24 protein-coding genes are annotated in these 22,172 nt (G+C 60.7%); 17 read left to right on the forward strand and 7 right to left on the reverse strand.

Annotated elements, in window-relative coordinates; translation table 11 throughout:
- The first annotated feature begins 79 nt into the window (after positions 1–79).
- Positions 80–334 (forward strand): hypothetical protein, encoded by a 255-nt coding sequence (locus BW978_RS02970; protein WP_076392054.1) that lies wholly within the window; start codon positions 80–82, stop codon positions 332–334.
- A gap of 149 nt (positions 335–483) precedes the next feature.
- On the opposite strand, the gene BW978_RS02975 is transcribed toward BW978_RS02970, so the two are convergent.
- The gene (locus tag BW978_RS02975) at positions 484–759 is read right to left on the reverse strand and encodes a BON domain-containing protein (RefSeq protein WP_076392056.1); all 276 of its coding nucleotides are present in this window, start codon (positions 757–759) and stop codon (positions 484–486) included.
- A 101-nt stretch (positions 760–860) separates the two neighbouring features.
- On the opposite strand from BW978_RS02975, the gene BW978_RS02980 reads away from it, so the two are divergent.
- Both BW978_RS02980 and BW978_RS02985 read left to right on the forward strand, forming a co-directional pair.
- Complete coding sequence (locus BW978_RS02980) at positions 861–2,552, forward strand: sensor histidine kinase (protein ID WP_083697469.1); 1,692 nt, start codon at positions 861–863, stop codon at positions 2,550–2,552.
- Positions 2,553–2,614: 62 nt separating this feature from the next.
- Positions 2,615–2,845, forward strand: a complete 231-nt coding sequence (locus tag BW978_RS02985) for a hypothetical protein (protein WP_076393165.1) — start codon at positions 2,615–2,617, stop codon at positions 2,843–2,845.
- A 5-nt stretch (positions 2,846–2,850) separates the two neighbouring features.
- Here the strand turns inward: BW978_RS02985 and BW978_RS02990 are convergent, their stop codons facing one another.
- Positions 2,851–3,048, reverse strand: coding sequence for a hypothetical protein (locus BW978_RS02990; protein ID WP_076392058.1), 198 nt, complete (start codon positions 3,046–3,048; stop codon positions 2,851–2,853).
- Positions 3,045–3,365: a hypothetical protein gene (locus BW978_RS02995; RefSeq protein ID WP_076392060.1), complete on the reverse strand. Its 321-nt coding sequence runs from the start codon at positions 3,363–3,365 to the stop codon at positions 3,045–3,047. Before BW978_RS02995 ends, BW978_RS02990 begins: the two co-directional genes overlap by 4 nt.
- Before the next feature lie 102 nt (positions 3,366–3,467).
- On the opposite strand from BW978_RS02995, the gene BW978_RS03000 reads away from it, so the two are divergent.
- Positions 3,468–3,746, forward strand: a complete 279-nt coding sequence (locus BW978_RS03000; RefSeq protein WP_076392062.1) for a hypothetical protein — start codon at positions 3,468–3,470, stop codon at positions 3,744–3,746.
- Between the two features lie 284 nt (positions 3,747–4,030).
- Here BW978_RS03000 and glgA read toward each other — a convergent pair whose 3' ends face one another.
- On the reverse strand, positions 4,031–5,482 hold the full coding sequence (glgA, locus tag BW978_RS03010; RefSeq protein WP_076393167.1) for a glycogen synthase GlgA: 1,452 nt from the start codon (positions 5,480–5,482) through the stop codon (positions 4,031–4,033).
- A 128-nt stretch (positions 5,483–5,610) separates the two neighbouring features.
- Positions 5,611–5,874, reverse strand: coding sequence for a DUF2934 domain-containing protein (locus BW978_RS03015; RefSeq protein ID WP_076392066.1), 264 nt, complete (start codon positions 5,872–5,874; stop codon positions 5,611–5,613).
- Between the two features lie 287 nt (positions 5,875–6,161).
- On the opposite strand from BW978_RS03015, the gene BW978_RS03020 reads away from it, so the two are divergent.
- Positions 6,162–6,968, forward strand: coding sequence for a non-homologous end joining protein Ku (locus BW978_RS03020; protein WP_076392067.1), 807 nt, complete (start codon positions 6,162–6,164; stop codon positions 6,966–6,968).
- A gap of 6 nt (positions 6,969–6,974) precedes the next feature.
- On the opposite strand, the gene ligD is transcribed toward BW978_RS03020, so the two are convergent.
- Complete coding sequence (gene ligD, locus BW978_RS03025) at positions 6,975–9,557, reverse strand: DNA ligase D (RefSeq protein WP_076392069.1); 2,583 nt, start codon at positions 9,555–9,557, stop codon at positions 6,975–6,977.
- Positions 9,558–9,559: 2 nt separating this feature from the next.
- A complete protein-coding gene (locus BW978_RS03030) occupies positions 9,560–10,405 on the reverse strand; it encodes a non-homologous end joining protein Ku (RefSeq protein WP_076392071.1) in 846 nt (281 codons plus the stop codon).
- 415 nt (positions 10,406–10,820) lie between these two features.
- Here BW978_RS03030 and BW978_RS03035 point away from each other — a divergent pair, with 415 nt between their 5' ends.
- The 12 genes from BW978_RS03035 to BW978_RS03090 all read left to right on the forward strand — a co-directional run bounded on the left by BW978_RS03035 (position 10,821) and on the right by BW978_RS03090 (position 22,168).
- A complete protein-coding gene (locus tag BW978_RS03035) occupies positions 10,821–12,458 on the forward strand; it encodes a globin-coupled sensor protein (protein ID WP_076392073.1) in 1,638 nt (545 codons plus the stop codon).
- 135 nt (positions 12,459–12,593) lie between these two features.
- On the forward strand, positions 12,594–12,893 hold the full coding sequence (locus tag BW978_RS03040; RefSeq protein WP_076393169.1) for an STAS domain-containing protein: 300 nt from the start codon (positions 12,594–12,596) through the stop codon (positions 12,891–12,893).
- Positions 12,890–13,255 carry a chemotaxis response regulator CheY1 gene (cheY1, locus tag BW978_RS03045; RefSeq protein WP_006726298.1) on the forward strand — a complete coding sequence of 122 codons (366 nt, stop codon included), beginning with the start codon at positions 12,890–12,892 and terminating at the stop codon, positions 13,253–13,255. Before BW978_RS03040 ends, cheY1 begins: the two co-directional genes overlap by 4 nt.
- A gap of 16 nt (positions 13,256–13,271) precedes the next feature.
- On the forward strand, positions 13,272–15,521 hold the full coding sequence (locus BW978_RS03050; RefSeq protein ID WP_076392075.1) for a chemotaxis protein CheA: 2,250 nt from the start codon (positions 13,272–13,274) through the stop codon (positions 15,519–15,521).
- Between the two features lie 4 nt (positions 15,522–15,525).
- Positions 15,526–15,996, forward strand: coding sequence for a chemotaxis protein CheW (locus BW978_RS03055; protein WP_076392077.1), 471 nt, complete (start codon positions 15,526–15,528; stop codon positions 15,994–15,996).
- Complete coding sequence (gene cheR / locus BW978_RS03060) at positions 15,993–16,895, forward strand: protein-glutamate O-methyltransferase CheR (protein WP_076392079.1); 903 nt, start codon at positions 15,993–15,995, stop codon at positions 16,893–16,895. The genes BW978_RS03055 and cheR overlap by 4 nt, the downstream gene beginning before the upstream one ends.
- Positions 16,895–17,941, forward strand: a complete 1,047-nt coding sequence (gene cheB, locus BW978_RS03065; RefSeq protein WP_076392081.1) for a protein-glutamate O-methylesterase CheB — start codon at positions 16,895–16,897, stop codon at positions 17,939–17,941. Before cheR ends, cheB begins: the two co-directional genes overlap by 1 nt.
- Entirely contained in the window at positions 17,941–18,330 is a 390-nt protein-coding gene (cheY2, locus tag BW978_RS03070) for a chemotaxis response regulator CheY2 (protein WP_076392084.1), read from the forward strand. Before cheB ends, cheY2 begins: the two co-directional genes overlap by 1 nt.
- The gene (gene cheD / locus BW978_RS03075) at positions 18,327–18,881 is read left to right on the forward strand and encodes a chemoreceptor glutamine deamidase CheD (protein ID WP_054150868.1); all 555 of its coding nucleotides are present in this window, start codon (positions 18,327–18,329) and stop codon (positions 18,879–18,881) included. Before cheY2 ends, cheD begins: the two co-directional genes overlap by 4 nt.
- Before the next feature lie 13 nt (positions 18,882–18,894).
- Entirely contained in the window at positions 18,895–19,284 is a 390-nt protein-coding gene (locus BW978_RS03080) for a chemotaxis protein CheT (protein ID WP_076392086.1), read from the forward strand.
- A gap of 171 nt (positions 19,285–19,455) precedes the next feature.
- Positions 19,456–21,150, forward strand: a complete 1,695-nt coding sequence (gene fliF, locus BW978_RS03085; RefSeq protein WP_076392088.1) for a flagellar basal-body MS-ring/collar protein FliF — start codon at positions 19,456–19,458, stop codon at positions 21,148–21,150.
- 268 nt (positions 21,151–21,418) lie between these two features.
- Complete coding sequence (locus BW978_RS03090; protein WP_076392090.1) at positions 21,419–22,168, forward strand: transcriptional regulator VisN; 750 nt, start codon at positions 21,419–21,421, stop codon at positions 22,166–22,168.
- Positions 22,169–22,172: the final 4 nt, after the last annotated feature.

Raw genomic sequence — 22,172 nt, forward strand, 5'->3', positions numbered from 1 at the left:
CGCTAATGGAGAAAAATCGCATCTGGGAAGGAACCCTTCAGCTGATTGCTTGTTCTAGGGACATCAGGAGGAGTGCGGCATGACTGAGGTATATTGCGATATTATTCCCCAAGCCAATGGCTGGTGCTTTTTGTCGGAGGAAGGGCAGTCAGCCGTCTATCCGAGTTATCGGCTCGCAGTTGAAGCTGCGCGAGAATATTCCGCCAGCCAGGTTTCCATCCGCAAGGTGACGGTTCTGCGCCAGCAGGATTTGCGGGGGCGGATGCAGGAGATCGCAGGCATTGCGCAGGCATGGGGGCCGGACGGCACGTCCGGCATGGGCAGACGCGCCTGACGTTGCGTCTGGCCGTAAAAATCGGAAAATAGGTGAAACCGATCGACGCAGAGGTGATCCAGGCAGAGCCGTTGGATTGGCGTGACGCCTTTCCATGGCGTCAAGCTGTCATGCGACAGAGCGGCTCCTGCGAAGGAAAGTCCCCGATGTCACGGCGCTTCGCCGCTTTCCATCCGAACCGTGACCTTTTCGACCCCGGGAACTGCAAGCGCAACTTCCACCGCCCTGTCCATCTCGTCGCGCGTCGCCACCACGCCAAACAGGAAGATCTCCTTCCCAGTTGCGACGACGCGAAGGCCTTCGGCCCCAACGCCGTCGGAGGCGGCCAGCGCGTCGGCAACCTGCTGCTCAAGCTTGGCCTCAGCTGGAAACTCTTCAGCCACTTCCGGCGCCTCACCATGGAAACGCTGCGGTTTGAAAATCATGGCAACCTCCTGTGTCGCGATCATTGTTCTAACGCCCGCACGCGCATTTGGTTCGCCAAGGCCCCCTTGATTTCTGGACCCGGCTACAGGAGGGCGGCCCCTTGAACCGCGTCGGCAGGTTGTTCGCTGGTCTCTTTCCGACGGCGTCGATCGGCTCCTACCTTGCCGCAATGGTCGTTCTGGCGACAGTACCGCTGCTCGCCTTTGTCGCCTTTTTGCTGTTGCAGCTCGAGAGATCGCAATTTCAAACTATGCGCACCGACGTAGCGGATGACGCTCAGGCCATTAGCCGTGCCGTCGAGCGCAAAATCGCCGATATGGAAACGACGCTTGCCCTTGTGGCAAACTCCGTCGAGTTGCAGCAGGGCGACCTTCAGGCATTTCACGCGCGCGTCGGAGATAGCCTCAGGGAAAGCTCTCTATATGTCATGTTGGCGCGGCGGGATGGGGTGCAAATCCTGAACACGCGGATGCCTTGGGGCGCTACGCTGAAACCTATGGCCAATCCGGGCTCGGTCATGGCGGCCCTGCGCTCCGGCAAGGTAGAGCTCTCAAGCGTCTTCTTCGGGGCGACGAGTGAGCGCTGGGTGGTCAACCTCACCATGCCCGTAACCGCGCAGGCTTCGGACGGCATCGACGCCATCGTGCTCACCCAGGATGCGGCGAGCCTTGCAAGCCTCGCCGCCCGTCAAGCCTTGCCGTCAGGATGGTCGTCCGCGCTGGTGGATGGCGATGGTCGCATCGTCGTGTCGAATGGCGCCGAAAACCAACCATCCGGCACTGAGATCGAGCAAAGCTGGCGGGATCTGATGTATGGCTCCAACAGCAGTGCAGTCTTTTACCAGGATGGTCGGCAGTATCTGATGGGATATGCGAAAGTCGCCGACTGGCCATGGCGGGCTCTGGTCTGGGGCCCGGTCGACAGCCTCAAGGGCTCGTTCATTACCCTGTGGCAGAGCCTCTTGATCGGCAGCCTCGTGCTACTCACTCTGCTGCTCGGCATCGTTCTCGTTGCGGCACACCATTTGCGCTCAGCGATCCGCAGGATTGACTTGATGGCGGAGCGCATCGGTCATGGTGAGATCGTCTCGCCGGAGCGCACCAAGATCGTCGAGGCAAACCAGGTGGCCGTAGCGCTGTCGAATGCGTCCTTCGACAGGGCGGAGGCGGAGGAGCGCATCCACTTCATCCTGCAGGAACTCGTTCACCGCACAAAGAACATCCTCTCGCTGGTCCAGGCGATGATGCGGCAACTGGCCCGAGGCACCGATGACGTCGAAGAGTTTCAGCGCGCCGTCAGCGGGCGTCTGGCAGGGCTTGCCCAATCGATCGAGGCGCTGGCCAAGCAGCAATGGGGAGGCATTCCGCTGTCTTCGCTCGTCGACTTGCAGATGACCACCGTCACGGGATCTGTGGATCGCATCCATCGCCGCGGTCCGGATCTGCTGGTCAACGCGAATGCAGTCCAAAACCTCGGCCTGGTTTTTCACGAACTGGCGACCAATTCCGTCAAATACGGTGCACTATCGGTTCTCGAAGGTCGGCTTCGGATCGAATGGGAGGTGCTAGAGCCTGAGACGCCGGATGAAGAGCCCCGACTTCGGCTGCAATGGATCGAACAGTGCGGCCCGCCGGTCACAAAGCCCTCTCGGCGTGGCTTCGGATCGACCGTCATCGATCGTCATGCGGCGAGCGCATTTGGCGGCGATGTCACGATCGATTTCGACCCCGCAGGCTTGCGTTGGACGCTGGTCGCGCCGCTGTCCTCCTTCCTTGCAGGGTCGACCGACTAGGTTTGCACAGGAACCTTTCGGTGCGTCATGCGGTTGATGATGACCATTTTGGAGGACTGACCATGACTGACGAACGCCATAAGGCCGACAAGACCCGAATCCATGACGATGCGAAGGGCCAGTTCGCGGGCACACAGGCCGGCGGCGACAACGACGGTGTTGCCAGCGCCAAGCCGACCGTGGTGACAGGATCCGAAGACGCTACCGTAAACAAATGGCCTCCGGGCAAGAAAGACCCGCCGAAAGACTGGGACACCAATTTCGACATTCGTGACCAGACCAACCGAAGCTAATCAGCTCAGAATTTGTCTGATCCCATGCACACGCCATTGATCTGTGCGGGCACTGCCACGAGCGCGCGGGAGCGCTCACGAAGCGGCAGATCGGCGCGCAGCGGCAATGCCACCTGCGGATGTTCCTTGATCGCTGTGCTGCTATGCTTCGGCTTGCGTACCTGTGCGAGCAGCTTCGTAATTATTTTTGTGATCATATTCATTTCCTCTCCTTGATCGCCTCGGTAAAGCCGTTCGGTTCATTGAGGTCAGTCACCGTGCGCCGGAGGGCCGCTGCGCGCGCCTTGGCCGTATCTAGGATCTCCCGGATCACCTCACCCTTCTCATGACCGCGCCCAATCCCGGCAGATGGCTCTGCGCCCGGATCTTCCGCGCCGTCGCGTAGAAGCACCTCCTGTTCGAGATTGCGCAGCAATTCTGGAGCACTCTCCGGTGAGATCAGGATTTCGCTCAGCAGCGAGACCAGGATTTCCCGGTGTGCGTTGAGCCGGGCCTCCAGGATCTTCAAATCGCTGTCCACGGTGTCTTCTCCCTGTATTGGTCAGCCTTCGACTAGGGGAACATTGGGCCGCCCCAAATGTTTCCTGAAGACGTAATTTCTTCTGTCGAAAAGGAGTGGATCATGTCCGAGACGGTGCGTCCGCCACGCTGGCGTCGCTTCCCCGACCCGCGTGACCGGCTGATTGTCGCGCTGTTCGCCCAGTTGGAGGCAGAACGGCAGACACGCGAAACACTGCGCCAGGCAATCCGCTCTGGCGCCATCGATCCCGCTGTTCTCGAGGCCATCGCCGAAGACCCGGTTCCGGCGAGCAGCGATGACATTGCAGCGCTCGAACGCACCATCGCTTTTCGCGAGCGCGTGCAACGCGATGGCGACTATCAAAGAGAGGATTGGAGATGAACCTGACGAGGGCGACGGCGGTACTCGCCGTCTTGGGGCTACTCACAGCATGCGGCGATGGCAACAACAGCAGCAGCGGAAGTTCCACCGATACGCAGCAAGAGGGCACCCCAGACACCTTGCCTGCAATGGAAACCGACCGCGATCCCACCCCGCAGACTGGGACGGGTGGTGCAGGCCAGAGCAGGCCTGATGGGCAAACCAATCCCTGATTTTCCAGCCTGAAACGAACAGAGGGCCCGGCATCTTCCGGGCCCTCTGTTCATGTGGAATGACAGCTTGGGTCAGTGATGAAACTCGGCACTGGGTTCCGTCAGCCGTCCATACACTTCCGCATAGCTTTCTGCACTACGGTCCCAGGAATAGTCTGCACGCATCGCCTGTAACTGCAGCCTTGCCCACTGGCGCTTGTCGCCATAAGCATCGACTGCACGACGCAAGGCATGGCGCAGACCCTCCGGTCGAACCGGATGGAACTGGAAGCCGGTCGCAGCGCGGGCTGAAATCGCCGCATCATTGGCGTCGATGATGGTCTCGGACAGGCCTCCGGTTCGCGACACCACAGGCACGCATCCGTAGCGCAGCGCATAGAGCTGTGTCAGGCCACAAGGCTCGAAACGCGATGGCTGGATGATGGCGTCAGAGCCACCGTGAATGAGATGCGCGGTCGGCTCACTGTAGCCGACGGAGACTGCCATGCGTCCGGGGAAGCGGGCGGCTGTCGCCTTCAAGGCATCCTCGATCTCGTGGTCACCCTGGCCGTGCACGATGAGCCGGCCGCCACGATAGAAGATCTCGTCCGCGACTTCGGCCAGCATGTCCATGCCCTTTTGCCACGTAATGCGGGTAACGGCTGAAAAGAGCGGCCCGTCGCCCGGCTCCAGATTGAAGCGCTCGAGCAGCAGGGCCTTGTTGTTCTTCTTGTTGCGCACGGTCTTCACGTCGTAGCGGAAAGGCAGGTACGGATCCGTGGCCGGATTCCAGACCTCCTTGTCGATCCCGTTGACGATCCCTTGCAGTCTGTCCGCACGCGCGTTCAGCACACCGTCCAGTCCCATGCCGAAGGTCGGCGAGAGAATTTCCCGCGCATAGGTGGGGCTGACGACAGTGATGTGATCGGCCGTCACCAGGCCACCCTTCAGGTAGCTGATGTCGCCGAAATATTCCATGTGCTCGACGGAATAGACCTCCGGCGGCAAGCCGATCCGCGGCAGGAGCGACGCCGAATACTGACCTTGGAAGGCGAGGTTGTGGATGGTGAGCACGACGGGCACTGCAGAGCCCATCTGGCGGAGATAAACAGACGTCAGCGCAGACTGCCAGTCATGGGTATGCACCAGATCCGGCTTCCAGCCGGGCAAAACCCCTGCCGCAATCTCGGCGCCGGCAAGCGAAAGCACTGCAAACCGCTTCCAGTTGTCGGCATGATCGAAGCCGTGTTCGTCGACATAAGGACCGCCCGGACGATCATAGAGCGCCGGTGCATCAAGGACGAAGAGGCTGAGGCCGTCGATCTCCAGATGGCGCAAGGTCGCCTTTTCGCCGAGCAGATCGTCGAATTCCATGAGCGGCGGATGAAGGCGCGCGAGCGCGAGGATCGACGGATATCCGGGCACGAGCGTGTGGGTCTCGATGCCATAGGAGGAAAGTGCCTTCGGCAGCGCTCCGGTTACGTCCGCCAGACCGCCGGTCTTGACCAGCGGATAAATTTCCGAGGTGACTGCCAGCACATGCAGAGGTACCCGTGTCGGGTAATGACGGCGCGGGCCATCCTCCTCCTCGTCCCGGTGATAGGCTTCCCGCACCCGCTGGATGAATTGCGCCCGGCTGAGTGCCAGTGAAAGATCGACTCCCGCCACTTTGGTCACCCTTTCCGGCTCCTTGAAGCCTTTTTGACCGGACGAACCGGCTCCTCGGTGATCACGAGACCTTCCTGCTCTGCCGAGGTCTTGGCCTCGGCGATCCGACGGCCCGACTTGGCCGTAGTCTGGCGTGCTGATGCCTGCAGGGTTTCCCAGTCGGTGAGTGCTGTCTGCCAATGTGCTTCGTCCCGGCCATCGGGACGACCTTCCTCTTCCCACAGCGAATAGGCTCGCCGGGCAATCCAGTCATAGTCGCGTTCAGGCATGGCAATTCTCCGTCGTCGCCCAATGCCCGTTCCACACGCAATCGTCTTCGGCCGAGCGCGGTCTCGTCGCACCCGCCGGCTCACCGGCTAGATCTGTCTTCGATACCCCCATACCGACTTCGGATCCTCCGGCTCAACATTGGAGAAGAACAGGCAAGATAGGAACGCCATCAGGGGCAAACGGTTCCCGTTGCAACTGGCGATTTGAGCGGTCATCGGAACTGTTCCTTGCCGGGGGCGTTTTCCGGGCAGTGCCGTGGCTGGATGCCGTTCGGGAGGTTGGGCAAATGGCGCAGCGTGCGTTCTGGAAGGGTTATCTGAAACTGTCTCTCGTGACCTGTCGGGTGGCGATGACGCCGGCCGTCACCGAAAGCAGCAAGCTTCGTTTTCACAACATCAATCGCAAGACCGGCAACCGGGTTGTCAGCCGCTATGTCGATGCCGAAACCGGCAAGCCCGTCGACGATGAAGATCAGGTGAAGGGCTACGAGCGAGGCGAGGACGATTACATCCTGTTCGAGGATGATGAACTCGATGATGTGGCGCTGGAAAGCACACGGACGATCGATATCGAGAGCTTCGTCCCGCGCAGTTCGATCGGCTGGATCTGGTACGACAGCCCGCATTATCTGGCGCCCGCTGACAAGGTAAGCGAGGAAGCCTTCGCCGTCATCCGCGAAGCCATGCGCAAGACCGACACCGGCGGCATCGCCCGTCTCGTACTCTATCGCCGCGAACATGCCGTGCTCCTCGTCCCCCGCGACGACGGCATGGTCGTCTGGACGATGCGCTACGGCGATGAGGTTCGCGAACCTGATCCCTTCTTCAAGCAGGCAGGCCGTTCCGAAGTCTCGGCCAGTGCCAAGACCATGATGAAGAAGCTGATGGAGGCACGCCTCAGAGACTGGGATCCGAAGCTCGTCCGGGATCCGGTTGAGGAGCGCCTGCACGAAATCATCGAAAGCCGCACCAAGAAGTCCAAGCGGACGAAGCCGAAGAAAGCGACAGAACCTGAGCGCAAGGACAATGTCATCGACATCATGGAAGCCCTCAAGCGAAGCCTCGCTTCTGAGAAGAAGACGACGCGGAAATAGCGTTCCCTAGCGGACCTTTCTCTTTTTCCCGAGTGTAAACACCAGCGGCACTTCAGCCTTGCGGAAGTCGGCCCATGGATCGGCATCGAGGCTCGCCAGCCGTGCGGGCACGTTTTCGACGGTGAAATGGTTGGGAAGGATGTCGGGGCTCAACTCCTCGAACGAGAGCGGCATCGACACGGGTGCCCCGGGCCGAGCGCGGGTGGAATAGGGGGCGACCGCCGTCGCGCCCCGTCCGTTGCGCAGGTAGTCGATCAGGATCTTGCCCTTGCGTTTTGCCTTGCTGACCGTCGAGACATAATCGGTCGGACTGTCAGCGCTCATGCTGTCCGCCAGCGCCTTCATGGCCGCCTTGACGTCGGGCCATTTCGCTTTCGGCTTGAGTGGCGCCACCACATGCAAGCCTTTCCCACCCGAAGTCTTGACGAAACCTGTAAGGCCCATGTCCTCAAACCGCTGACGCACCTCGAAGGCCGCTTCAATCACCCGTTCCCAGGTGACATCGGGACCGGGATCGAGGTCGATATTCACCATGTCCGGCCGCTCGAGATCGCCGGCCCGCGAGCCCCAGGGGTGGATTTCGAGCGCAGCCCCCTGTACCAGGGAGAGCAGCCCTTCGATATCGTGGATGCCCACGTGACCCTCGTCGTCTTGTGGGTCGCGGATGGTGATGATCTCCTTGCGCATACCGCGCCAACCATGTTTCTGGAAGAAGCACGCCTTCTCGTGCCCCTCCGGGCATCGCAACAAGGCGAGTGGCCGGTCGACGATGAACGGCGCGATACGGGGCCAGACCATGGCATAATAGTCCGCAAGCCCTTCCTTCGTGACGCCAGCCTCCGGCCAATAAAGCCGGTCGGGATGTGTCAGGGTAATGTCACGGCGTGCAGCCTGCGCTTCGGCCTTTTTCTTCCTGTCCGTAGCCGAGCCAGTCTTGCCAGCCCCGGCCTTCTTGGTCGATGCAGCTTCCGTCGGGACCTCCTGGATCACGTCCCTTGCAGCCTTGTCTTCGCGCAGCCCACGGAAGGATGCATGGCGCAGGTGAGCGTCCCCAGTCCATCCGCGAAATTCGATCTCGGCGACCAGTTCCGGCTCGACGAAGACCGCATCCTTGCGCTCCGCCCTCGTCAGCTTGTCTCTGAACGGGCTCTTGTCGCACAACAGTGGCTGAAGCCTGGTGAACACCTGCCGGGCCAACGTTCGGCTGTATCCGGTACCGACACGCCCGACATGACGCAGTCCATCCGCCTCGTTGACGCCCATGATCAGAGAACCGATGGCTTTGTCGGAAACGGAAGAGGGCACATAGCCCCCGATGACCAGTTCCTGGCGGGCAGTGCATTTCGACTTGACCCACTCCCGTCCGCGACCGGACCGGTAGGTCGCATCGGCGACCTTGGAGATCACCCCTTCGAGACTGAGACGACAGGCATGTTTAAGGACGAGATCGCCGCTCTCGTCGAAATGGCTGGAATACTTGAGCGGCACGCCGGCCTCGCTGATCAATGGCTCCAGCAGTGCCTTGCGGTCCCTGAGCGAGGCGCCGGTCAGGTCCTGTCCGTCAAGATGCATGATGTCGAAGAGGTAGTATGTGAAGCGATCATCACGACCGTCGCTCAGATCCTGCTGAAGGAGAGAAAAGTCGCTGCTGCCATTGCCGCTTTCGACCACGATTTCACCGTCGAGCAGTGCCATCTGAACAGGCAGCCCCTTCAGAGCCGACACCAGCCGCTCACCGAAGCGCTCCGTCCAGTCCAGCCCCGTCCGCGTCAATAGCTGCACCCGGCCATGATCGATCCGCGCCTGGATCCGGTAACCGTCCAGCTTGATTTCATGCAGCCAGCGGCTTCCTTTCGGCACTGACTGCAAGAGGGTGGCGAGTGCCGGGGCCAGGAAGTCCGGTAGGCCGCCCGCCTTGGCGCCCTTGATCGAGGCTGCGTTTGGCAAGGACGAACCTCCGCGTTCGGCAGGCGGTTTGACTTTCTTCGCTCCAGTCTTCCGCGAGTTCCAGACGGCTGCCTTGCCGTCGCCTTTCAGGCTTTCGATCGATCGACCGCTCTTCACCGACAGCGGCTTTTCCTCGACAATGTCGGGATCATCAGGTTGCCGTGCGGCCTCGTCTTCTCCCTTTATCAGAAGCCAGTTCTCGCGTGTTTCGCCCTCCTTGCGCGCCATGCGCACCAGATGCCAGTGTCCGCCAAGTTTCTCGCCTTTCAGCGTGAACTCGAGGTGGCCCTTCTTGTAGCCCTTGCGCATGTCGTGGATAGGGTCCCACGTACCACGGTCCCAGACGATCACTTCGCCGGATCCGTATTGTCCGGGCGGGATGATACCTTCGAAGTCGCCGTAAGCGAGAGGGTGATCCTCCACATGGACCGCCAGCCGCTTTTCGCCGGGCACCAGGCTTGGACCGCGCGTGACCGCCCAGCTTTTCAGCACACCGCCTATTTCCAGACGCAGGTCGTAATGCAGGCGTCTCGCCGCATGTTTTTGGATGACAAAGCTGTTGCCCTTGCTCGTGGCCTTTGCGGCCTTCGGTTCCGGCGTGGCCTTGAAGTCGCGTTTGCGCCGATACTCGGAGAGAGACATGGTCAGCTCGCCTTCTTCTGCTTTGTCGTAGCCGTTGCCGCAGCTGTCTTCCGCTTCTGTGCGGATTTCTCCTCCCGGCCGCCGGCACTCTTGCGCAGTGCGTCGAGCAGGCTGGTGACATTCTCCGGCTTCCGTTTCGGCAGCTTCTTCGGTTTGCGGCCGGCAATCTTGGCTTTCACGAGTTCGGTCAGTGCCGTCTCGTAGCGGTCCTCGTACTGGCTCGGGTCGAATTCACCCATCTTCGTACTGATGATGTGACGCGCAAGATCCATCATCTCCTTGTCGATGCGAACCTTGGAGATGTCGGAAAAGCTCTCGGCCGGATCCCGGACCTCGTAGTCATAATTGAGGGTCGTCGCGATCAGCCCCCGCCCCTGAGGTCGAACAAGGACGCTGCGAACCCTGCGAAACAACACGGTCCTTGCGATCGCAGCGACACCTTTCGTTTCCATGGTGCTGCGGATCAGGTCATAAGCCTCAACGGATTGCCGATCGGCCGGCGCCAGGAAATACGGACGCTCCAGATAGAGGGTATCGATCTTGTCGCAATCCAGAAAAGCCGACAGCTCCAGACGCTTGTCGCTTTCGGGAACGGCGTCGCGGATCTCCTCAGGTTCGAGAATGACGGTCTGGCCCTCTGCCGTATCGTACCCCTTGACGAGATCGTCCTTGCCGACAGGGCGACCGCTGTCCTCATCGACATATTCGCGCCGTACGCGGTTCCCGGTATCCCGGTTGATGATGTGGAAGGAGGTGCGCTCCTGCGCATTGACCGCAGAGTAGAGCGCCACGGCGCATCCGAGATCGCCGATAGCGAGATGCCCTTTCCAGATAGCCCGTGCGCTCACGTTCCACTCCTGTTGCTTTTCGGCGCAACGACGCGGAGTGCGGCTTTGTTCCGCCGGCTGCAACCTCCGGCATATGGGGATAGAACGTTATTTCCTCATATTAGGGATTGCGGCTTGACGTGGAGATTTCATTAACCTTCAAGCAAGGAATTAACCATAAAGATTGGGAGACACGTCGGAGTGGGACTCGCTTGAGAGTTTCCTTCGGGCATGACGCCATCCCGTCGTACCGGTTCTGGTCCGGTCTGTATTTCACATGGAAACAGTTCGATGAGCTGGCAGACCATGATGCGGACGGCAGCGGGAGCGGGTTCCCGAGCATTCTTTCCTCCGCCATCTGGCCTGCAGCACTGTCGAGCGACGGAAGGTCCGCCGTATAGGCGGCCATAGTGCGGGACGAATGACAGGTCAGGGGATGTCCACGGAGCGGGCGACGGGATCACAGGCAGGTAGCCTGCGTGATCGCTTGCGCTTTGCCGGACTCGACGAGGCCCAGTGCGAGCTTCTCCGCCAAAACCGCCATGTTCTCTCGCAGCCCTTGAAGACGGCCCTTCGCGATCTTTTCCAACGCCTCCAGTCCTCTCCGGATGCGGCGCGCGTGTTCAGCAGCGAACGCCAGTATGACCGGCTTCATGATCTTCTGTCATCCCACTGGGATGTCCTCACCGATGCCCGCTTCGATGCGCTTTATGCCGAGCGGGTAAAGGTTCTGTCCGATAGCGAAAGCCGCATGGGTCTCGATCCGCGCTGGCACGTGGCGGGTCACGCGGTGGTGCTGGAGCATCTGGTGACAAGCGCGATCGGAGAAGCGGCGGGCTCCGGCCTGCTGCCGTCGAGCCGACGTCGCCAAAAGGAAGTTTCCGATCTGGTCGCCGCCCTGGTCCGGCTGGTGATGGTCGATGTCGAGATAGCGGTATCGCTTCGCTTCAACGAATTGCGCCTGAAACACCATCGCGATCTTGCGGCCCAGCGGGAGCATGATCGCGCCGAATTCGAAGGTGTGTTCGGCCCGGTCGTCGACGCGTTGGCGTCAGGCGATTTGACCGCCCGCACTGCAGCAGATGTGCCGGAAGCCTATGCTGACCTCGCAGGCCGCATGAACGAGGCTCTCGAGCAGCTCCAGACTGCCTTCCTCTCCTCCGAGGAGAAGCTCGCGGTCGCCCGCGACGCAACCGGTCGAATGGCCGAAACCGCCCGCACCTATGCGAACCGCGCCGAGGATCAATCCGGTGCGCTGGACGAGACGAGCCGTGCCCTGCAGGATCTCACCAGCAGCGTGCGCGAAAGTGCCGGCCAGACGAAACGCGCGGAAGCCACGGTTGCCGCGACCAGAAACTCGGTTCAGTCGAGTGGCGAGGTTGTCGGGCAGGCGATTTCCGCCATGGCCGACATCGAAGCATCTGCCGAGCAGATCGGCCACATCATCGGGGCGATCGACGAGATAGCCTTCCAGACCAACCTTCTGGCACTGAACGCCGGGATCGAGGCTGCCCGTGCCGGCGACAGTGGCCGTGGCTTTGCCGTCGTCGCCCAGGAAGTCCGCGCACTCGCCCAGCGCTCCGCCGACGCCGCCCGCGAAATCAAGACGCTTGTCGCGACGACGAAAAACCAGGTCGAAGCCGGTGTGGAAATGGTGGCGAAGACGCAAGGTACAATCGCCGACATCGTGCTCCAGGTCGGCGATATCAGCGGAACCGTTTCCGACATGGCCGCCAGGACCGACCGCCAGGCCAGCGAGCTCGCCGGCATTGCCGGAACGGTCGCGGCGCTTGGTGCCGACATTGGCCACACGGCAACCGTCGCGCGCCAGTCGAGCCAGGGCACGGACGATTTGCACAAGGTCATCCTGGAACTGGGTGCGACGATCCGCGAATTTCACATCGAGCGGCAGACCCGTCGGACGCCCAGTGCAGCCGGGCGCGTCCAGCTTTCCGGTCAGCGCGAGCAGGGGGCGCCGGTTGCGGTCGCCACCGCTTATGCCGCTCCGGAAACGATGGAAGACGAATCCGCCGATTTTGGCTTCCCGGTCCATATCGCCGGGCTCGGAGGGTGAGGGGATTGTTTACCACCATGCGCTACACAAGGAAGTTAAGGGCGGGAAGTTCGGCAATCCATCCGGGGGAATGGTTCTCCTGGGAACCACATTCGGGCCTGGATGCCGCAGCCTTGGGACATAAGGAAAGAAATGATGGCAAGTAAGAAAGGCGATCAGAAGAGTCTGAAACTGGCCGCGGTATTGGACCTGAACGAGGCATCCAATCTCAAGGCCAACATACTCTCAATGCGTGGTGCCCCTTTGACGATCGATGCCTCTGGCGTCGAGCGTGTCGGTGCTCAGTGCGTGCAGGTCCTGATGGCAGCCGCCAAGGCCTGGGAAGCTGACAAGCATCCCTTCTCATTTGGAAAGGCCTCCGAGGCTTTCCTGAAAACCCTTCAACTGATTGGCGTGAACATCGATCATCTGCTCGCTAAGGAGATCCGGCAATGAAGAAAAAAGTGCTCACCGTGGATGACTCCAGAACCATTCGAAACATGCTTCTGGTCACTCTTAACAACGCAGGCTTCGAGACCATTCAGGCCGAAGACGGCGTCGAGGGCCTGGAAGTGCTCGAAGAATGCAATCCCGACGTCATCGTGACCGACATCAACATGCCGCGTCTCGACGGGTTCGGTTTCATCGAGGGTGTCCGCCGGAACGAAAAGTATCGTGCGGTTCCGATCCTGGTCCTGACCACGGAAAGCGATGCTGAAAAGAAAAACCGCGCCCGCCAGGCCGGTGCGACAGGCTGGATCGTCAAGCCTTTCGATCCGACCAAGCTGATCGATGCCATCGAGCGTGTAACCGCCTAAGCCGGGATTTTCTCCTATGGATATGAACGAAATCAAAGAGATCTTTTTCCAGGAATGCGAAGAGCAGCTCGCGGAACTGGAATCCGGTCTTCTGAAAATGAATGATGGAGATCGCGATCCGGAAACGGTCAATGCCGTATTCCGCGCGGTTCACTCCATCAAGGGCGGTGCAGGCGCCTTCGGTCTCGATGACCTGGTTGCCTTCGCGCACGTCTTCGAGACGACTCTTGATTGCGTTCGTTCCAACAAGCTGGAGCCCGGCCCGGAAGTCATGAAGGTGATGCTGAAGTCGGCCGACGTTCTGGCCGACCTGGTCACCGCCTCCCGTGACGGCGGCAGTGTCGACGCAAGCCGCTCGAGCGGCCTGGTCAAGGAACTGGAAGCCCTGGCAAACGGCGAAATGCCGGCCCCGTCGGCAGCACCGGTTGCCGCCGCCAAGCCCGTCGCGAAGGCCGCAGCCCCGGCACCGGCCGCTGCACCGAGCGACGATAGCGGCTTCCAGCCGATTCCCTTCACCTTTGACGACTTCGGCGGTGACGAGCAGGAAGCTAGTGTCTCTACCTTCGACGTGACCTTCAAGCCGCGCCGCGACCTCTACTCGAAGGGCAATGAATCCGCCCTCCTGCTGCGTGATCTGTCCCGCCTCGGCGAGATGAGCATCAACTGCAACATGGACGACCTGCCGTCGCTCGAAGAACTCGATCCCGAAGGCGCCTATTTCCACTGGGCCATCCAGATCAAGGCGGAAAAGGGCGAGGAAGGCATTCGTCAGGTCTTCGAATTCGCCGAATGGGATTGCGACCTCGACATCAAGCTGCGTGAGGCCGAAGCAGCAGCCCCGACCGAAGAACTGCCGATGATACCGGTGCCGTTCGATCTGTCTGCGCTCGACGACGGTTCGGAAGCTCCCGAGGAGCCCGTCGCCGCTGCCGTCGAGGCTGCCGAGACAGCCTCCAACGTCATGAAGATGGCAGCCAGCGCCGCCAAGCCCGAGAAAAAGGAATCGCCTGCTGCAGCTGCCGCCGCCGCCGCCGCCGCCGCTCAGGCCAACAACGCCGCCGGCCAGACGATCCGCGTCGACCTCGATCGCGTTGACCGCCTCATCAACCTCGTCGGTGAGCTCGTCATCAACCAGGCGATGCTCTCCCAGAGTGTCATCGAAAACGATGCGACCGGTACGTCGGCCGTCAACATGGGCCTCGAGGAGCTGCAGCAGCTGACCCGCGAGATCCAGGACTCGGTCATGGCGATCCGCGCACAGCCGGTGAAGCCGGTCTTCCAGCGCATGTCACGTATCGTTCGCGAAGTTGCCGACATGGTGGGCAAGTCGATCCGCCTCGTGACCGAGGGTGAAAACACCGAAGTCGACAAGACGGTCATCGACAAGCTCGCCGAGCCTTTGACCCACATGATCCGCAATGCCGTCGACCACGGCATCGAAAGCCCCGAGAAGCGCGCCGCCGCCGGCAAGGAGCCGGAAGGCACGATCAAGCTGACCGCGAAGCATCGTTCCGGTCGTATCGTCATCGAACTGGTCGACGACGGTGCCGGTATCAACCGCGAGCGTGTCCGTCAGAAGGCGATCGACAACGAGCTGATCGCAGCCGACGCGAACCTGACCGACGAAGAGATCGACAACCTGATCTTCGCGCCGGGCTTCTCGACCGCCGACAAGATCTCCGACATTTCCGGTCGTGGTGTCGGTATGGACGTGGTCAAGCGTTCGATCCAGGCACTCGGTGGCCGTATTTCGATCACCTCGCGTCCGGGCCTCGGCTCGACCTTCACCATGAGCCTGCCGCTGACGCTCGCCGTCCTCGATGGCATGGTGGTCACAGTTGCCGGCCAGACCCTCGTCGTTCCGCTCACCGCGATCGTTGAGACGCTCCAGCCCGAGGCGCAGCACATCCACTCCTTCGGTGCGAACCAGCGGTTGATCTCCATCCGCGACAGTTTCTGCCCCTTGGTGGATGTCGGTCGCATCCTCAACTTCCGCGGCACTCAGGCAAATCCGGTGGAAGGCGTAGCCCTTCTGGTGGAATCCGAAGGTGGCGGCCAGCGTGCCTTGATGGTTGATGCCATCCAGGGACAGCGTCAGGTGGTCATCAAGTCCCTCGAAGCCAACTATACCCATGTTCCGGGTATCGCTGCTGCAACCATCCTCGGGGATGGCCGCGTGGCGCTGATCCTCGACGTGGATGCCGTTGTCGCCGCCTCCCGAGGTCAGTCGCTCCGTCAGGAAATGTCGCTAGCCGTCGCAGGTTAAGAGTATGTCGTATGCGGTCAAAAACATGATGCAGGGTAGCCGTGAGCTCATCGCTTTTCGTATTGGCGATCAAGAGTTCTGCGTGAACATCATGTCGGTGCGGGAGATCCGGGGATGGAGCCCGGCAACCCCACTGCCGCATTCGCCGCACTATGTTTTGGGCGTCATCAACCTGCGTGGTGCCGTCCTGCCGATCATGGACCTGTCCCTGCGCCTGGGCATGAAGCCCTCCGAGCCGACCGTTCGTCACGTCATCATCGTGACTCAGGTCAAGTCTCGGGTCGTCGGTCTCCTTGTGGATGCGGTCTCCGACATCCTCACGGTGAGCGACGCGGACATTCAGCCGACTCCCGAGGTCGCCCCCGACCTCGAGAAACACTATGCCCGTGGCATTCTTGCCATCGACAAGCGGATGATCTGCCTGGTCGAGCTTGGTGCACTCTTCAACGAAGCCGCCGAAAGCGAGGCTGCATGACCTTTGCAATGAGTACATCCCGTCAATCGGACGACGAAGTCCTGGCCAGCGGAGAATACCCGCTGACCCGACGGGATTTGAACGAGATTGCTGCCATGATCTATTCGGATGCGGGCATCGCGCTGAACGACAGCAAGGCTTCGCTCGTCTACTCGCGACTGTCGAAGCACATCCGCAATCTTGGCCTTTCCGGTTTCCGCGCCTATTGCCAGCTCGTCGCCTCATCGGAGGGTTCGGCCGAACGCCGCGAGATGCTCTCGCATCTGACGACCAACTTCACGCGCTTCTTCCGCGAAAATCATCACTTCGAGCATTTGCGTGACGAGGTGCTGCCGGGGCTCATTCAGCGTGCGAAATCCGGCGGACGCGTGCGCATCTGGTCTGCCGCAAGCTCGGACGGCCAGGAGCCCTATTCGATTGCTTTGACCGTATTCCAGGCTTTTCCGAACGTTCTGGACTACGACTTCAAGATTCTCGCGACGGATATCGATCCGAAGATCCTCGCCATCGCCCGACAGGGTGCCTATGACGAGCAGGCTCTCGAAACCGTGTCACCTGCCATCCGCAAGCAGTGGTTCAAGGAAGTCGAGATCGGCGGGCGCCGCAAGTTCCAGGTCGACGAGCGCCTGAAACGTTTGATCACCTACAACGAACTGAACCTGATGGCCCAGTGGCCGTTCAAGGGCAAGTTCGACGTGATCTTCTGCCGCAACGTCGTGATTTACTTCGACGAGCCGACGCAGATGCGCATCTGGACACGCTTTGGCGATCTGCTGCCCGTCGGCGGCCACCTGTATATCGGCCACTCCGAGCGCGTCTCGGGCGACTCGAAGAACGACTTCGACAACATCGGCATTACCACCTACCGCTACCTGGGCAAGAATGGAGGGCGAAAGTAATGGCGGCACCTGCACGCGTTCTCGTCGTCGATGATAGCCCCACGATGCGCGGTCTGATCACGGCTATCCTTAGCCAGGATCCAGACGTCAGCGTCATCGGCCAGGCCGGCGATGCCATGGAAGCTCGCGCGGCGATCAAGCAGCTCAATCCCGATGTCGTGACACTCGACATCGAGATGCCGAACATGAACGGCCTCGAGTTCCTCGAAAAGATCATGAAGCTGCGGCCCATGCCGGTGATCATGGTTTCGACCATGACGCATCGCGGCGCGGAAGCAACTTTGGCAGCACTCGAAATCGGCGCTTTCGACTGTGTGGCAAAGCCTCAGCCGGGTGAGCCCCGCCCGTTCGGCGAGCTGGCCGAGAAGGTCAAGGCGGCGGCGCGTTCTCAGCACCGGCATCATTCGGCACCGCATGTCCAACCGGTGGCGACCGCGCCGGCTACCGACTTCCGCGTCGGCCGCAAGATTGTGGCCATCGGCTCGTCGACCGGTGGCGTCGAAGCGCTGATCGCCGTCCTGCAGAAATTCCCGCGCAATTGCCCTCCAACGGTGATTACGCAACACATGCCGCCGACCTTCACGAAGAGCTTCGCCGAGCGTTTGAACCGTCTCTGCGCACCGGTGGTGGAAGAGGCCACCGATGGCGCAAGGCTCGAGATCGGCAAGATCTATCTCGCCCCGGGTGGTGAGCGTCATCTTCAGGTGTCGAATGCGTCGGCGCCCTGCTGCCGACTGGTCGAGCGCGCGCCGGTCAACGGACACCGGCCTTCGGTCGATGTTCTCTTCGATTCGGTCGCCGAACTCGCTGGCCGCAACGCCGTCGGGGTCATCCTGACGGGCATGGGGCGCGATGGCGCCTCCGGTCTTCTGAAGATGCGGCATGCCGGTGCGCGAACAGTCGGCCAGAACGAAAAGACCTGTGTGGTCTATGGGATGCCACGAGTCGCCTATGAGCTGGGCGCGGTCGAGCATCAACTGCCTCTCACCTCCATTGGCGAGGAAATCCTCAAACTCACTGCTGCCCGAAAAGAAGGTATCGAATAATGTCCCTAGCTGAAAAAATCAAAGTTCTGATCGTCGACGATCAGGTCACAAGTCGCCTGCTGCTCAGCGACGCGCTGACGCAGCTCGGCTTCAAACAGATCACTGCCGCCGGTGACGGCGAGCAGGGCTTGAAGATCATGGAGCAGCAGCCCCATCACCTGGTCATCTCGGACTTCAACATGCCGAAGATGGACGGGTTGGGTCTCCTGCAGGCCGTGCGCACCAATCCGACCACCAAGAAGGCCGCCTTCATCATCCTGACGGCGCAGGGCGACCGCGCGCTGGTTCAGAAGGCGGCACAGCTGGGCGCCAACAACGTCCTGGCGAAGCCGTTCACCATCGAGAAAATGAAGGCAGCCATCGAGGCTGTATTCGGAGCCCTAAAATGACTGAAGACGGTGCAGCAAAGCGCGTCCACATAATTCAAGGGGAGTGGAAGGTCAGCAAGGATCCGAATGTGGTCCTGTCGACGATCCTCGGTTCGTGTGTTGCTGCCTGTATTCGGGATCCGATCGCAGGAGTGGGTGGCATGAACCATTTTCTCCTGCCGGGATCGGCGGTGCCAGGGGCAGGGGGCGGTGACGCCACCCGCTATGGGGTTCACCTCATGGAGCTCTTGATCAACGGCCTTCTGAAACAGGGCGCCCGCAGAGATCGGCTCGAGGCCAAGGTCTTCGGTGGCGCAAAGACGATCGCGACGTTCTCGAATGTCGGCGAACAGAACGCAGCATTTGCCCAGCAATTCCTGCGTGACGAAGGCATCAAGGTCGTCGGGTCCTCCACGGGCGGAGACCACGGCCGCAAGCTGGAATTCTGGCCGGTCAGCGGCAGGGCAAGGCAGTATCCGCTTACCGGCGCCGAAACACAGAAGACTGTCGCGCTGGAGCAGCGTCCGGTTCCTGTTTCAAAGCCGGTGGAAACCTCAATCGAGTTCTTCTAGTACTGGACATCGGATGCAAAACGAAAAATTGGCGGCACATCCAGAGACCCGGGAAGAGCTTCCGGAAATTCTCATGCGCATTGTCAGCGAGCTGCACGACGTGGCTTATCTGATCGAGCGCGTGGAGCCGCACCTGCTCGAGCTCGGTGGCCCGACTATTCTGGAGCATCCGGAGAGCTTGAAGGTATTGCAAGGCATCGACCTTGCTGTCCAGAAGGCGCGTGGACTGGCCGAATTCGTCGACACCATCACCGGGACAATCCCGTCGGACTGGATGATCGACATGACGACGGCGTTGAGCCTCGTGAAGCTCGCCGATATGCAGAAGGCGCTGGGGGCAGGCCTTCGTCACGGCCATTCGCAACCACTGGTCGAGGCTGGTGGCGACTTCGACTTCTTTTAACCTACCTTCAAAACGCTTCTCCATACGCGTGGGCCGCAGATCCTGACTCTGCCGTATGCCGAAATGAATTCGGCTTTCCCGCCCCGCGAAACGTTCGCACAAGTTTCGAATTCTATTGTCGCGCCAAGGGCAAAAGCGCCCAGACCCTCCTTGTAGATGGTGCGAGACAGAATGAATCTGTTAAATCAATTACTTCAGATACCTAAAAATTTCGCGGCGCTGGGCCAGACGAAGATCCTGGCCATGGCCGGGGTTGCTGTAGTTTCCTTCGCGATCATCATTGCAGGCGCACTTTACGTCAACAAACCCTCCTTCGAGACGCTCTATGTCGGCCTCGAACCGGTCGACATGAACCAGATCAGCGTCGCTCTTGCCGAATCGGGCATCGATTTCGAGACTGGCGCCGATGGTCAGAGCATCAGTGTGCGTGCCGGTATGACCGGAAGGGCGCGCCTTCTGCTCGCCGAGCGTGGTCTGCCCAACAGCGCCAATGCCGGCTACGAGCTCTTTGACAATGTCGGGTCGCTGGGTCTGACCTCGTTCATGCAGGAAGTCACGCGTGTCCGCGCGCTGGAAGGTGAAGTCGCACGCACCATCCAGCAGATCGCAGGCATTGCTGCAGCCCGCGTCCACATCGTCATGCCGGACATCGGCAACTTCCGTCGCGGCGAACAGAAGCCGACCGCATCCGTCATGATCCGCGCCTCGACGGATGCCGGCCGCAAGGCTGCAGCCTCGATCCGCCAGTTGGTCGCCTCGTCCGTCCCGGGTCTGGACGTCGAGGACGTGACGATTCTGGATTCCACCGGCCAGCTGCTTGCAGCGGGCGACGAGACAGGTGGCGAAGCCTCGCGCTCGCTGGGCGTTGTTCAGTCCGTTCAGCGCGAAATCGAAACCAACATCGACAAGGCGCTTGCTCCTTTCCTCGGCATGGACAACTTCCGCTCCAGCGTCAATGCCCAGATCAATACCGACAGCCAGCAGATCCAGGAAACGATTTACGATCCCGAATCCCGCGTCGAACGCTCCGTTCGGGTCACAAAGGAAGCGCAGAAATCCCTGCAGCGCCAGTCAGATACGGCAGCAACGGTCGAACAGAACATTCCCCAGGCAGCGCCTGATGCCGGCGGCGGTGGTCCTCAATCCTCCGACGAGCAGGACAAGAAGGAAGAGCAGACCAACTACGAGATCAACAGCAAGACGGTCGCGACGGTCAAGAACAGCTACACCGTCGAGAAACTCTCGGTCGCCGTCGTCGTCAATCGTGGTCGCATCGCCATGATGGTGGGAGAGCCCGTCGACCAGGCCAAGATCGACGCCTATCTCGCCGAGATGCAAAAGATCGTGACCTCGGCAGCTGGCCTCGACACCAATCGCGGTGACGTCGTTACACTGACGGCCATGGAATTCCTGGAAAACCAGCTGCTCGAGGAATCCGCGACCGGCCCCGGCTTCATGGAAATCCTGAGCCGCAACATCGGCGGCATCATCAACTCCTTGGCCTTCGTCGCCGTCGCCTTCCTGATCGTCTGGATGGGCATCCGTCCGATGATCCGCACCGCGGGTGGCGGTGGTGCCGAAACGGCACTCGCTGGCGGAATTGGCGAGCAGGCTGCCGGTCTGGAGCTGCCCGACTTTTCTCCCGCCATCGGCGGCGGGGCAGGTGGCGGCCTCATGGATGGCTTCGGGTCCGACTTCGGTTTCGATTCGACCGACGACCTTCTCACTATGGACGACGACCCGAACGGCGGCTTCAATCGCCGGGTCAAGGAAGGTCCGGAGCGGCGCCTCTCGCGCATGGTGGAAATCTCGGAAGAGCGCGCCGCCAAGATCCTTCGCAAATGGGCTGTGGACAACGCCGCCTGATTTTCAAGAACAAGCCAGTACCGACCGCGCCCCCCGGGCGCGGTTTTGCATTGTAGTCCCAGAACGATACGGGGTTGCACCAGAGGTCATTGCCGGGCATGCTTGGACCCGTCTCGCAATACCGCAAATGCTTGTGACCTTTGCCACTTTATATTTTACAGTGAACATGATTCGGTGGTTCGAGATTGGGTCGTATGTGAGGCCGCTGTAATCGGACTTCGCGAAGACTGCGACAATGCTAGGCTGTCACTTCAAAGGGGCACATTGAATGGATGCCGAGCTGACAACAGAGGGCAATGAGGGGCGGTCTCGTGCCGCTTCTCCGGCAGAGCCTCTGCAGAAAGGCTCATCGTCGAAGGACGCATTGATCCGAAGGCTGGCGACCCCAGCGCTCTCGGGTAGCATGGGCCAGTGCCTTCGCGTTCTGTGTGACTATGTCGGCGCCTCACATCACCTTCTGGCGCGCTACGATCTTGTCCAGGAAGAGGGTCTCGACTTTGTCGTGGCCGCAGATTGGCCATTCGATCTCGTCCGCCGTCTCGAGAGTGAACTGGCAACGAGCTACTCCCAGTCAACCGAGCTTGAGAAGTGCCTGTCGGTACTGCAGCCGAAATATGCCATTCTGCCTGATGATGCACACGTACCCGCCGGCACCAGCCGGCAGTATTGCACGGTAACCCTGAATGTCGGACGTACCCGTCTCGCTCTGCTTTTGCTCTTTCCGCAGGACTATGTGCTGTCGCCCGAGCGCTTGCGGGAAGTCGGCCTGCTTGCGGCTTACGCGCTAAGCCTGTCGGCCAATAAGGGGCATAAGAGCGACCGCGACTTCGATTTGACCGATCGGGAACTGGAATGCCTGTTCTGGATTGCCGAGGGCAAGACCAGCGACGAGATAGCCACGATCCTCGGCATTTCGCGCAATACGATCAACAACTACATCACGAGCGTGATGCGCAAGACTGCGACAAAGACACGCTCGGAAGCCATCGCCTATGCGGTGCGCAACAATCTCGTTTGAGGAA

Origin of the sequence: Rhizobium sp. RU33A (assembly GCF_900156055.1) — a bacterium.
GTDB lineage: Bacteria > Pseudomonadota > Alphaproteobacteria > Rhizobiales > Rhizobiaceae > Allorhizobium.